Origin of the sequence: Nostoc edaphicum CCNP1411 (genome assembly GCF_014023275.1) — a bacterium.
Taxonomy (GTDB): domain Bacteria; phylum Cyanobacteriota; class Cyanobacteriia; order Cyanobacteriales; family Nostocaceae; genus Nostoc; species Nostoc edaphicum_A.
In genome coordinates, this window is sequence record NZ_CP054698.1 from 3,549,279 (window position 1) to 3,563,057 (window position 13,779).

At 41.8% G+C, this 13,779-nt stretch carries 7 protein-coding genes and 1 pseudogene; 7 read left to right on the forward strand and 1 reads right to left on the reverse strand.

Going from position 1 to position 13,779, the window contains the following annotated elements; all coding sequences use genetic code 11:
- Positions 1-13 precede the first annotated feature (13 nt).
- The 6 genes and pseudogenes from HUN01_RS17450 to cruF all read left to right on the forward strand — a co-directional run bounded on the left by HUN01_RS17450 (position 14) and on the right by cruF (position 9,270).
- Entirely contained in the window at positions 14-853 is an 840-nt protein-coding gene (locus HUN01_RS17450; RefSeq protein WP_181932313.1) for a nuclear transport factor 2 family protein, read from the forward strand.
- Positions 854-1,388: 535 nt separating this feature from the next.
- Positions 1,389-2,416 (forward strand): annotated as a pseudogene (locus HUN01_RS17455) (IS4 family transposase).
- A gap of 364 nt (positions 2,417-2,780) precedes the next feature.
- The gene (locus HUN01_RS17460; protein ID WP_181932314.1) at positions 2,781-7,013 is read left to right on the forward strand and encodes a chemotaxis protein CheB; all 4,233 of its coding nucleotides are present in this window, start codon (positions 2,781-2,783) and stop codon (positions 7,011-7,013) included.
- Positions 7,014-7,411: 398 nt separating this feature from the next.
- Complete coding sequence (locus HUN01_RS17465; protein WP_181932315.1) at positions 7,412-7,666, forward strand: hypothetical protein; 255 nt, start codon at positions 7,412-7,414, stop codon at positions 7,664-7,666.
- 108 nt (positions 7,667-7,774) lie between these two features.
- On the forward strand, positions 7,775-7,960 hold the full coding sequence (locus tag HUN01_RS17470) for a hypothetical protein (protein WP_181932316.1): 186 nt from the start codon (positions 7,775-7,777) through the stop codon (positions 7,958-7,960).
- Between the two features lie 407 nt (positions 7,961-8,367).
- Positions 8,368-9,270 carry a gamma-carotene 1'-hydroxylase CruF gene (cruF, locus tag HUN01_RS17475; protein WP_181932317.1) on the forward strand — a complete coding sequence of 301 codons (903 nt, stop codon included), beginning with the start codon at positions 8,368-8,370 and terminating at the stop codon, positions 9,268-9,270.
- Between the two features lie 316 nt (positions 9,271-9,586).
- Here cruF and HUN01_RS17480 read toward each other — a convergent pair whose 3' ends face one another.
- Positions 9,587-11,878, reverse strand: a complete 2,292-nt coding sequence (locus tag HUN01_RS17480; RefSeq protein ID WP_181932318.1) for an NACHT domain-containing protein — start codon at positions 11,876-11,878, stop codon at positions 9,587-9,589.
- 948 nt (positions 11,879-12,826) lie between these two features.
- On the opposite strand from HUN01_RS17480, the gene HUN01_RS17485 reads away from it, so the two are divergent.
- Positions 12,827-13,600 (forward strand): SDR family oxidoreductase, encoded by a 774-nt coding sequence (locus HUN01_RS17485; RefSeq protein ID WP_181932319.1) that lies wholly within the window; start codon positions 12,827-12,829, stop codon positions 13,598-13,600.
- Positions 13,601-13,779: the final 179 nt, after the last annotated feature.

Genomic DNA, 13,779 nt, shown 5'->3' on the forward strand with positions numbered 1-13,779 from the left:
TAAATTCTTACCAATGACTAACATTATTAGCACCTTAGTGAGACGCCAACTCAGATTTCCAGCAAATATCTGGCTGGTGACGTTCCTGCTAACTCTTGGTTTAACAAGTGGTTGGCAACGCACTCAAGCGACTACACCACCGCAATTAGCCCAAACCACTACACCCCAAAATGCACCAACCGATTTGAACAATCTGTTGACACAAGTTGATGCCGCCGCCAGCCGAGGCGATGTCAAAGGGGTGTTGCAATTCTACAGCCCCAATTTCACTCATGGGGATGGGTTAAACCTCCAAACCCTGGAAAAATCTTTGACTTCACTTTGGCAACGATATCCCAAATTGCAATACACTACGAAACTGTTGTCTTCAAAACCTGAAGGCAATGGAATTATTGCTGAAACAGAAACTAAGATAACTGGCTTACCGTCCGGTAACGGTAATAAGTTGGCTCTCAATGCCACGATTAAATCGCGTCAGCGCATTCAAGGCGGAAAAATCGTCCGCCAAGACATTTTGTCAGAACGCACCCTACTTACCTCTGGCAGTAAGCCACCCCAAATTGATATCAAATTACCACAACAGGTACAAGTTGGTCAGAAGTATAGTTTTGATGCGATCGTTCAAGAGCCACTTGGTGATGATTTTCTACTAGGAACGGCGCTAGAGGAAGCCATCAAACCAGATAAATTTCTCAACCCCACATCTGTGGATTTGCAATTACTAACATCTGGTGGACTGTTTAAAGTTGGACAAGCACCATCTACCCCTGGTAGCCAATGGGTTTCTGCCGTCATTCTGCGAGGTAATGGGATGACGATGATAACTCAACGTCTGCAAGTGGTGAAGAAGTAGTTAGGAGTTGGGAGTTAGTGCACTACGCTACCGCTAACGTACTAAAAATCTTAATGGTACGTTGCCTTTAAAAAAGTCATGTATTGATGTATCAAATATTTTTTTACCCCACCCTAACCCTCCCCTTGCAAAGGGGAGGGAACTAGATTTTATATTTCCCCCCTTGGCAAGGGGGGATTAAGGGGGGTAACAACGCAATTAAAATCACAGTCAATCACTTTTCAAACATCCTCTTAGGATGAAATGCATAACGCACCATTCGTAAGGATTTAGTGCCATACTCTCGCAGCTCTAGCAATCCGCTTTGATTTTTGAAATTATTTGCGTAGGAGGCAAGAGGGAATAGGCAATATTACTACAGTCAAGAAGCATCTTTGAGTTGTACCGAATATTTTCAAAAATCAAATAGCGAGTCCTAAAGTAACTATAAAATGTATGTTTTAAGTCAGAAGTGTTGAACGGTAAGAAAAATCCGATAAAAATAGCCCAAAATATGGTATTTTTGGGCGAAGGCTTAAACTATATTAGTTTGATTGTGATTATAAATTCATTTCCCAAAATTGTCAAAGATATCTTGAAAAGCCTGCCAAAAAATGATTATCCAGTATTGAATAGTCGTCTATTCTTTGAGTGCTGGCTATCCTATGCTCTGGATAATAGCTTAACAAGTATGCGAGATTTATTTAAGAGATTAAACAATACAGGATTTGAGGTAGATATTTCTACTTTTTTCTAAAGCAAATTTACATCGAAGCCAAAAAACAATTTCAAGGAATTTACCAAAAATTAAATGAATTAGTACAGAAGAAAATTCACAAAAAATTACACGATAAATATGCTATTTGTCCTATTGATTCAACAATTATTACCCTGACAAGTAAATTGTTATGGGTTTTGGGTCATCATCAAGTCAAACTTTTTAGTTCTTTGAATTTAGCTACAGGTAGCCCAGAAGATAACTTGATCAATTTTGGACATGATCATGATTATAAATTTGGTTCCAAGATGATGTCTAGTCTCCCAACTAATGCTGTAGGGGGTAATGGATAGAGGCTTTGCGGGATTAAAATTCATTCAAGAATTGGTACAAGAAAACAAATATTTTGTTTTGCGGATTAAAAAACAATTTCGTTACTAGAATTTGAGGATGCAACTGGATTAGTCAAAGTAGGTGCATCTGATGAGGCTATTGCCTATAGAGTCATTAATTTTTGTGATTTAGAAACGAAAACTGAGTTCCGCTTAGTGACTAATTTACCAAAGTCGGGAGATGCAGCTGTTAATGATGATGAAATTAGGGATATTTATCGATTACGTTGGGGAGTTGAACTCTTGTGGAAGTTTTTAAAGATGCACTTAAAACTTGACAAATTAATTACCAAAAACGTCAACGGTATCACCATACAAATTTACGTTAGTTTAATAGCTTATCTGATTTTACAGCTTTTATCTATTCCCGCACAATGGGGACATACACTATTAGATAAATTCCGCTATTTGCAATCTTGTATGTGTCAGAAAATCAGCTATGTTCATTGGTTTGAGGAGATGATGTTATGTTGACTAATTTAGCCTTTTTAGAGTTAGTGTAACTATCTATGTAAAGTTTTGTATCAGCATTCAACATTTCTGGTTTTAAGTCAACTATTTTTACTTTTTAATAGCGGATTATTTGTCTTGATTTATTCTAATTTTATACTTTTTGGCAGTGATTTGGATTCAGGAAAAGAAAAATTGTTTATAGTTTATATATTTTGAATATTCAGATAAATATTTTTTTGTTTTTCATAAATAAAATTAGGGTGCTGTTAAGAAAGTAGCAAAGGTCAAAAAATATATTTTCTTCCTGTCTCCTACTTTTATTTGGTAAACCAACTTAAAATATAAACCTTAGTGGCCAAAGCATTGCGGTACTAAACTTCATCCTATGACATCCGATCAACCCTCTGAGCAACTTGTATCTGAATCTACCGCTACTGAAGCGTTCGACATAGAGCAGCAAGACAACAAAGATGCATTATTTCCCATCGTTGGCATTGCCGCCTCTGCGGGTGGATTAGAGGCATTTACGGAGGTACTCAGGCATTTGCTTACCGATACAGGGATGGCATTTGTACTGATTCAACACTTAGATCCTAACCACAAGAGTCTGTTGAGCGAGATTCTAGGAAGAACAACTACAATGCCCGTCAATGAAGTGCGAGACGGCGTGACTGTGGAACCTAACCAAGTCTACATTATTCCGCCTAACACTAAGATGATGTTGTCTGGTGGAGTGTTGCAACTCACTCCGCGAGAGAAAGTTCATGGTAAATATATGCCTGCTGATGCGTTCTTTACTTCATTGGCAGCAGATCGAGGGCACAAAGCGATCGCAGTTGTTCTATCTGGAGCAGATGGAGATGGTTCACTGGGGTTAAAGGCAATCAAGGCAGCTGGAGGCGTGACTTTTGCTCAGTGTGAAGACACGGCAAAATTCGATAGTATGCCCAATACTGCTGTTGCCACCGGGAATGTCGATTTTGTACTACCGCCGCAAAAAATCGCCGAGGAACTGGTAAATCTCAGTCGCAATCCTTTTATTTCTAACTCTTTGCCAGCGATCGCAGTTGAGAAGTTGCCCGAACAGGGAGATGCCCTGGCGACTATATTTGTCTTATTGCGATCGCAAACTGGCGTTGATTTCAGCCACTACAAACCCAACACCCTCGATCGCCGCATCCAGAGGCGAATGCTGTTGTATAAACTAGAACGCTTGGAGGATTATGCCGAGTATTTGCAAAAGAATCCGAGTGAAGTCAAGGCGCTGTATGAAGAAATTCTGATCCATGTAACCCATTTTTTCCGCGATCCCGAAGCATTTGAACTGTTGAAACAGCGAGTCTTTCCTACCATCATCCAAAATAAATCAGCAGAGTTGCCGATTCGGATTTGGGTAGCTGGGTGTTCGACGGGTGAAGAAGTCTATTCCATCGCGATCTCCTTGCTGGAGTTTTTGTCAAATAAAGTCACCTCGCCGCCGATCCAAATTTTTGCTACAGACATCAGCGAGATCGCGATTGACAAAGCGAGAACGGGTATTTATGCAGAGAATCAAATGGTGGAAGTCTCACCAGAGAGCCGCCGCAGATTTTTTAATGCCCTTGAAGGCGGTGGATATCAAATTAGCAAAGCTGTCCGCGAACTGTGTGTGTTTGCTAGGCAAGACTTGGGCAGTGATCCCCCTTTTTCTAACTTAGATTTAATTAGCTGCCGGAATGTACTGATTTACTTGGACGAAACGTTGCAAAAACGGATATTGCCCATCTTTCATTACAGTCTTAATCCGACTGGCTTCTTGCTGCTAGGGACTTCAGAAAGCACAGGTAAATATTCGGAATTGTTTACTCTAATTGACAAAAAGTATAAAATCTATACCAAAAAGCTAACTGGAATTCGTCCAACTTTTTCGTTCATTACCAGCAATTATCCGATAGTAAAAGTGGACGAATCAAAGCCGACCAATGAGAATCCATCGGATGAGTTTGACTTAGAGAGAAAAACTGACCAACTAATCTTGAATCGCTATGCCCCAGTGGGTGTGGTGATCAACGACAAGATGGAAGTGCTGCAATTTCGGGGAGAAATCGATCTCTACCTCAAACTTGTACCAGGGAAACCGAGTCTTAACTTATTCAAAATGGTGCGCGAGGGTTTGCTCATCGAGCTACGGGCGACAATTTATCAGGCACAACGGCAAAAAATTCTCGTTAGAAGAGAAGGGTTACAAATTGAAGAGGGTGATCTGGCAAAAATCATCAATCTTGAGGTGATTCCATTCAACCCTGGGACTGGCGAAGAACTCTACTTTCTGGTTTTATTTGAATCAGCACCACTCACAATTAACAACTCCAGCACAGTAAATCCTGAGAGCGAAGAGCAGTCAGACTTAGCGCAGGAGATTGTTCGGCTAAACCTTGAACTTGCAACCGCCATCAAAGAGCGGACTGCAACTCAAGAATATCTGCAAGCGGTGATCCAAGAGCAGGAGCATATCAATCAAGACCTGAAAGTTGCCAATGAAGAAATCCTCTCTAGTAATGAAGAGTTGCAAAGCACCAATGAGGAGCTAGAAACTGCCAAAGAAGAGATTCAGGCAACCAACGAAGAACTCAACACCACTAATGAAGAACTTCGTAGTCGAAATCAGGAATTACACCAAGTTAATAACGATCTCACGAATTTGCTTGCCAGTATTAATATTCCCATTTTGATATTGACTTTGGACTTACGCATTCGACGTTTTACGCCAATGGCGCAGCGACTTTTCAATTTGATTCCCACCGATGCTGGACGACCTTTGAGCGACATCAGAGCAAATCTCGATGTTCCTGAGTTAGAAACTCTAATTTTGGAGGTTCTGGACACACTCAGCATCAAAGAATTAGAAGTCCAAACTCTGGGGGGACATTGGTACAACCTCCGCATCCGTCCTTATCGCACTACAGAAAACAAGATTGACGGTGTAGTGTTGGTGTTAATAGATATTGATGTTCTTAAACGCAGTGCCGTAACCTTAGAACAAGCCAGAAATTATGCTGAAGCGATTGTGGAGACGGTACAAGTGCCGTTAATCGTCCTTGATGCTGATTTCCGGGTGAACAAAGCCAATCGCTCGTTTTATGAAACATTTCAGGTTTCACCATCAGAGACAGCGCAATCTCTGATTTTTGAACTAGGAAACGGTCAATGGAACCTGCCCGGATTGCGATCGCTTTTAGAAGAAATTCTCGCCAACGATACCAGTATTAACAACTGGGAAATAGAGCATAGTTTTGAGCGGATTGGGGAGAAAACCATGCTGCTCAATGGTTGGAAAATTATTGAACAGGGCGAGGCTCAAAGGATTTTACTGACGATTGAAGATATTAGCGATCGCAAACAGTTAGAGTTAGAGCGATCTAAGCTACTAGCACAGGAGCAGTCAGCCCGTCAACAGGCGGAAATTGCCAACCGAGCCAAAGATGAATTCCTGTCGAACCTCTCCCATGAACTTCGTAACCCGCTTAATACGATACTGGGCTGGGCGCAACTTTTCCGCACCCGCAATTTAGATTCAGAAGCAGTCATTCGTGCCTGGGAAGTGGTGGAGCGGAGTGCTAAGGTGCAAGCTCAGTTAATCGATGATATGCTGGATGTCTCCCGAATTACGAGTGGCAAGCTTCATTTAAATACTCGTCTAATCGATCTAGTTTCAGTAGTGAATGCCGCCATTGAGTCTATCCAATTTTCCGCAGAGGCGAAAAGCATTGAAATTGTTTCAAACTTGAACTCGGCGACGATTGTCGGAGATTTTGACCGTTTACAGCAAGTTCTGTGGAATTTACTTTCTAATGCCATCAAGTTCACTCCAGTCGGTGGGCGAGTGGGAATTATGCTCGAAGCTGTATCTACTCATGCTGAACTTCGAGTCAGCGACACAGGAATTGGCATCCGGGAAGACTTGCTGCCATACATTTTCGATCGCTTCCGCCAAGGAGATTCCAGCAGCAGCAAAACAAGTCAGGGACTTGGATTAGGCTTGTCAATCGTCCGTCATCTGATAGAACTTCACGGTGGAACAGTTCAAGCGCAAAGCCCAGGTGAGGGACTAGGAACCACGATCGCCATCAGGCTACCTCTGCGCTCAATACCGCCGGAAATTACACCGCCAACTTATTTAGAGCCGAGCGTTTTGTCAGAGACTCAGCACACATTAAATGGTAAAAATCCACCCTTGAGCCTTAAAGGATTATGCATCTTGGCTGTAGACGATCAAGCGGATAGCCGCGACTTAATCAAGTCGATGTTAGAAGAGTTTGGGGCTGAAGTAGTAATTGTGACATCGACAAGGGAAGCGATCGCTGCTTTAACTGAATCTCCTGGCAAATATGATGTGCTTTTAGCAGATATTGGGATGCCAGAGGAGGATGGTTTTTCCCTGATTCGTCAGGTGAGAGGGCTTGAAGCTGAAGCTGGGGGACAAATTCCAGCAGCAGCAATCACTGCCTATGCCACCGAACAAGAGCGGCAAAGGGCGATCGATGCTGGTTTTCAAACGCATCTAGCTAAACCGATTGAGCTTAGTGAATTGGTATTGATGATTGCAAATTTGAGTGGACGAGGGACAGGTAATTCGTAATTCGTAATTCGTAATTCGTAATTGAGGTACTGTCCAGATCCCCGACTTCTTTGAGAAGTCGGGGATCTAATTTTTCACGAATGATTTAGGATTGCCATATCAAATGGTAAGAGTTTAGGAGTCAGAATAGTGGAAAGCTCAGGAGATAACTTGAAGGGATGAATGTACTTTTGATATCAAACCTTTTATAAATTCTGACTTCTGACTCCTGAGTTCTGAATTCTTGCATCCAATGTTTGAATAAACGTTTGAATTACGTATAAATTGTATAATCTGCACCTAAAACATTCCAAAGGTACAGTTTATATCTTACATTTTTACTTAAAAAGATACATAATATATTTGATTTTTTTTAATAAAACATAAGGTATCAACTATTAATTAGAGGAGTCTTACGCATGACTGCAACCTTCATGAGGAGGCCTAAGTTTCGTAATGCCCAATGGGTGAGCTTTGTTGGTGGAGAAGGGATTGTACGCAGCTACACACCTGAATATGGCAGATGGATGTATGTCATTGAGATGGCATTAGGGCTAGAGCCTGACTTTGGCAGAGTTGGTGCAGAAACGATGATACTCCTTACCGAAACAGATTTACTTACGACATACAGCAAATTTCAAGCTGGTGAAATGAAGAGTGCTGAGTGCTGTTAGCGGTAGCGGGGCGTTTAGCCCGTGCTGAGTGCTGAGTGCAGTGGGACATAGCTAATTCTTAATTCTGCTGTAAGTAGGTTTTTGATAAGGAGGATGAGGAGGTGGAAAATGTTTAAATCTACCGATTTAATTCGGGGTAAAATCTACTCTTGCCGAGGGGAACAAATCAAATTTAGCCATCAATCTCGTAATCAGAGATTCTTTTTTGTAAACAGTAGTCGTAAGCGCTTGATGTTTACATCCAATTTCATTCAGCGAGAACTTTATGAAATCAGAGTACTAGCAGAACAGTAGGGGAAGCTTCAAGCAGCAAGACAACTCTGATTTAGTCAAACAAATCAAAGATTTCAAAACTTATAGTTACTCCTGAGATGAAGTTATCCAAAAATTCAATTTGGACAAACAATTAGAGCAAGATTTCAATATCATTAATGCTCATTTTAGCTGGTTATAAATCAACTACCAGTCCCTAATAAATGCCTGACTTTTCACGGTATCTGGAAAACCTCTCTCTAAATCTCTCTCCTAAAAGGAGAGAGACTTTGAATTTTCCCCCTTCCCTGGTAGGGAAGGGGGTTAGGGGGTTAGGTTTTTCCTGGCTTTTCCACATAACGTGAAAAGTCAGAACAAATGCTAGGAAATTTTTAACCAATGGCTCGGATGAATAGCGCTTCATTAGCAGTGAGTAAAAAGGAATTACCATGAGACAACTTGTTATTGCTGAACGCGTAAGCCTCATTGGTCATATCGTATCAACAGTATTTGGATTGGTAGGAATACTACTGGTTATACCTAATGCCCAAGTGATTTTTAACTTATCCGAGCTTGCACAAACTGCCATTCAATGGAGTATGGCAGGAGGTGGTGTAGTTTATATGATTTTAGGTGCGGCAGGTGTTTTCTTATATGCCACGAGGATTTTAGGTTTAGGTCGCGCCTTAGCATTTCTGTTGCCATCAGTATTTATTTCTCTAGGAAGTGAATTACTAGGAACCAGTACTGGTTTTCCATTTGGTCATTATAGTTACCTAAGCGGTTTAGGTTATAAGATTGCGGGTTTAGTCCCATTTACAATCCCCTTGTCGTGGTTTTATTTGGGATTTGTTTCTTACCTGCTGGCACGTGCAGGTTTAGAAGTGGACAAAAAACCCAACTTGTGGCGGCATATAAGTGCGATCGCTTTGGGTGCTTTGTTACTAACCTCCTGGGATTTTGTTCTCGATCCGGCAATGAGTCAAACTTCTCTACCCTTTTGGTATTGGCAACAACCAGGCCCCTTCTTTGGAATGCCTTACCAAAATTTTGCGGGGTGGCTGGGTACTAGTTCAGTATTTATGGCTGTGACTGCACTGTTGTGGAGAAATAATCCAATTAACTGGGAGCGATCGCAACTTAATATACCTTTTGCAGTTTATTTAAGTAACTTTGGTTTCGCTACAGTCATGAGCTTAACATCTGGATTCTTTGTACCCGTGTTGCTAGGCTTGTTGCTGGGTGTAACTCCCGCAGTGCTGCTGTGGTTGAAAAGCTCATCTACACCTGTCCAAGTTCTCATGGAACCAGCAGAAATCTCTGTAGCTAGAGTCAAAGTTGCAGCGAAATGAAAAGGCATTAGGCATTGGGCATGGGGCATTGGGGAAAGACCATAAGTGTCAACTTAAGCTTAAACGCTTATTCCACATACGTTTTACCCCCCTTAATCCCCCCTTGGAAAGGGGGGAAAAAGAAATCCAGTTCCCTCCCCTTTACAAGGGGAGGGTTAGGGTGGGGTAACGCGAATCGTGATGGTCAGCGAGTGAACTCAATATCGCGTCTTGACAAGGGTTTCACGTTAAGTTGACACCTATGGGGAAAGACTCACTGCAACTTCTCCTTTGCTCCCTGCCCCCTGCCCCCCTGCCCCCCTTGCCCCCTTGCCCCCTACCATTCCCGCTCTAAGAGTTCTTTTCTCGGCAACAACAAACTAGCTTCAATCTCCTGGCGCACAACCTCTGTGATCTCACAGTTGCTATTAAGGCAATCGATAAGCAACTGATTGGCATCGTAATATTGTTGCAATACTTGTTGTTGCTGTGGGCTGAAGTGCCAGTGATGCTCAATGTTTCGATGGTTGGCGATCGCAGTTTTTAACTGTTCCATCCAGGCAGGATAACTTCTGTGCCACCATGTCTGAACCCTTTCTCTACTTTGTTCTGGATCAGGCAGTAGGTCTTTAAGTTGTTGTAAAGCTTGATGTAAGCCAGCATCTTGAGCGATCGCTAAAGCATAACTCAAAGCATCGTCGCAGGCATAGGCATCGGCAAAATTATATTTGCATTTCATTACTAGGTTATCTAATGCCGCATCCAAAAAAATATCTTGATCGAAGATGCAGACAAGAGCAAAGTGCGAGATCAGGTGAGGATTTCGAGCCAAAGTGAAGTAAAACGCGCGAATTGCAATAGGCTGGGGGGGAGTGGCAAGGGACTTGTGATTTGCCCAAGTTAAAAATTTTTGCAAATATGGATCTTGAGCCACTAGCGCATCAACTTCTTTCTTCATCAAGAGTACTAAGAAATCTGCACTCCGCAGCATGGCAACCGTTAACAAAAAGATTTCGCGCCACCTGGGTTCAGTAATATGACTCACCAGACGTTCTAACGGTTGTCCTAATGCTTGTAAATTATAACTGGCAACGATTTTTCGAGCAGTTAGGTATTCTTGAAACGTCAAATAAGAGAAGGAGAAAATTCCCCGCACTCGTTCTGCTAGTAATCCATGTTGTAACTCTATCGCCTGAAGTACCTCTTCACTATCTAATTGCAATTCCTCTGGTTCCGTCGAAGCATTCGGTAAATCACAGATATAATCGCTAATGTATTGTTCAACAATGCGTTGTTCAAAAAAGTAATTACCCTGTTCAAATGTCGCGCTAGCAACCTGACTCAGTAACTTCAGCTTTTGTGGTAATAAAAAGCCTTCGTACACTTCATCCCGCTCAACTGCTTTAGTTTCGTCCCATTTGCCCAGCAGGAGGTCTAAACACTGCTTATAAAACGCAGCTTTTTGGGTTGGAAATTTGTTCTGGTGATGAAAAACCCAGCAGGCGAGATGCAAAAACAAGGGAGTGACAGCAAGTCTACGGAATTGTAAGTTTTCGGGTAAATCTAGTTTATTAATAAACTCAATTGCCTGTTCTTGTTTATTCTGGATGTTCGTTTTTGTAAGTGCTGTAAACCACTTCTGAGCAAAAGCAACAATTTGGTCTTGACTAAATGGGGCAATTTCAACATCTGTAAAGCGTCTAAGGTTGAAAGCTTTAGCCGCTGTGCGACAGGTGACGACAAACATATTCTTTTGATACTTTTCAGAGAGTCTGCGAATCTCGTTGACAACAGCCTTGCTCTCTTGATGGAGTACTTCATCTAATCCATCCAGCAACAGCAATACTCTGCCCTCCAACAACAAAGTTTCAAGCACAGATAAATCTGAAATTCCACAGATGAGGAATTCTTTGCAAATATAGTTGAGTAAATTGATCTCTCCTGCTTCTCTAGACTCATCGGCAAAATCTCTTAAGGTGACAAAAATGGCAACCCGATTTGCAGCAAATCTCCCTCGGTTGCATTGAATCGCCAGATGTTGTAAAAAAGTGGTTTTACCTGCTCCCGGTTTACCCAACACCCGTAGCTTTGAGTAAGTTTGAACTGCCGTGATCCCCGCCATTTGTGTTTGGGATACTTCACCTAAACCAAAGCCCTCGAATTCTTTTGATGTAAACTTTTGCAAGTCAGCAAACTCTAACCACTGAAAGCTGGCAATCTCCTCCAAAATGTTGACATCGATGTAAATGTCGTTGATTCTAACGGGGCGACTAACATCTAATAACTGCAAAGTACCGCACTGGTGTTGAATTTTGTCAAAGCGTTGCGATCGCACAAATTGTACTAGAGCATCAATATCTAAAAATTCAGCAGCACCAAGTTCTTTTGATTCAGAAAATTCTTCTGGAGGATTAGCCGCAATCTCCCGCCAATTCAACGACAACACAGAGCAAATTTCTATAAAGATATGACGGTCAACCGAACGCCCACTAAAAAACCGCCAAATTGGTTGGCGAGTCTTTAAGTTGACTTCAAAAGCCAAGTTGTCTTGTGTCCACCCCTTATGAGCAAACGCTTTTTTAGCTTGTTGAATTCCGCTAACTGATGCTTCGAGCGATCGCTTGACCATAGGAGCTTAGACACATCAGATAAAAATTCTTCAATTTGACATTATTGCAACATACAGTTTTGGAACTACTTAGAAACTATTTGAGTTATTTTTAAATGCTAATGATTTATTTAAAGCATCTTCCGCTAATATCCTCTCATTGCATTGTTCTCAGTTAAACATGATTGGTTTAAGTGTTATTTTTAACTTTTTATTTTGTGTATTAGGGAATTGTGGTATATTTAGTAACTCTAGTACTGCGGCGATTTAAACTTTATGTAAGATTAAATAGTCGTTGTTATTGTACCACTCCTTTACGCCTATGTATAAAGTTAACCTAATATAGGACTCATATTTGATTTCTGAATCACTCGTAGAGGTAAGGAACTGGGGACTGGGGACTGGGAAGAAGGAATAAAGGTGTACTGAGTTTTGTTCAAAAATAAAATATTAGTCCTATATATTAGGACTCAATAACTTGCTAAATTGCTAAATCTTGTATTTAAATTAAGAGGATGTTTGAAAAGTATTTCTCTGTAACTTTAGGCACTTTTGATCCCCCCTAACCCCCCTTAAAAAGCTACGGTGTATACACAAGTCAAAAAAGTTTGATTTTTCATTGTTCTCTCGTTTATCTTGTTCCCATGCTCTGCATGGGAATGCTCCTCGTTGAGGCTCTGCCTCCAATCTGGCATTGAGTCAGAGACTCAATGAATGCATTCCCAGTCGGAGACTGGGAACGAGGAAAGTCTTATCAAGCTAGGTTTTTAGGACTTGTGTATACACCGTAGCCTTAAAAAGGGGGGGAACCGGAGTCAAAGTCCCCCTTTTTAAGGGGAGCCACTGCGGTCTTGGGGTCTCCCCAAGTAGAGCAAGTGGCGTGGATTTAGGGGGATCTAAAACTTTTGATACCGACAAGAGGACTTTTCAAACAACCTCTAACACGGGACTATTGAATTTTGACTAACAATGACTTCCCTACAAAATCAAATCATTTTGATCACTGGTGCAAGTAGTGGTATTGGTACTGCTTGTGCAAGAATCTTCGCTGGTGTGGGTGCAAAACTGATTTTAGCGGCACGACGACTGGAACGTTTGCAGCAGCTAGCAGATACTCTCAATAAAGATTTTAGTACTGAAATTCATTTATTACAGTTAGATGTGCGCGATCGCAGCGCTGTTGAATCTGCCATTGCGACTCTACCCCCTGCCTGGTCTGATATCGACATTCTCATTAACAATGCTGGTCTAAGTCGCGGTTTAGACAAGTTACACGAAGCCAGCTTTCAAGACTGGGAAGACATGATTGATACTAACGTTAAGGGTTTACTTTACCTCTCCCGCTATGTTGTTCCTGGAATGGTAAGTCGCGATCGCGGTCATGTGGTAAATTTAGGTTCCATTGCTGGACATCAAACTTATCCCGGTGGTAATGTCTACTGTGCTACCAAAGCTGCTGTCAGAGCAATTTCTGAAGGTTTAAAACAAGACTTGTTGGGAACGCGGGTACGTGTAACTTCCGTTGATCCTGGTATGGTAGAAACAGAATTTAGCGAGGTGCGCTTTCACGGAGATACTGAACGCGCCAATAAAGTCTACCAGGGAGTTACACCTCTAACAGCAGATGATGTGGCTGATGTGATATTTTTCTGCGTGACGCGATCGCCCCATGTCAATATTAATGAAGTTGTGCTGATGCCTGTTGATCAAGCTAGCGCTACCCTGGTTAATCGGCGAACATAAATTCAGGAGGCAGGAGAAGGGAGGTAGGAGGCAGGAGGAACCAATGTTTAAAAACCATGAGATTGTAGCAAGGACGCTTTGTATCTCGCGGCACTTTCCGATCAATCCAATTCTTTTTTTGGCTGGGCAATGACCCAGAACTAAAGTTTTCATTCATACTTCTTTCCTCCTGCCTTCTG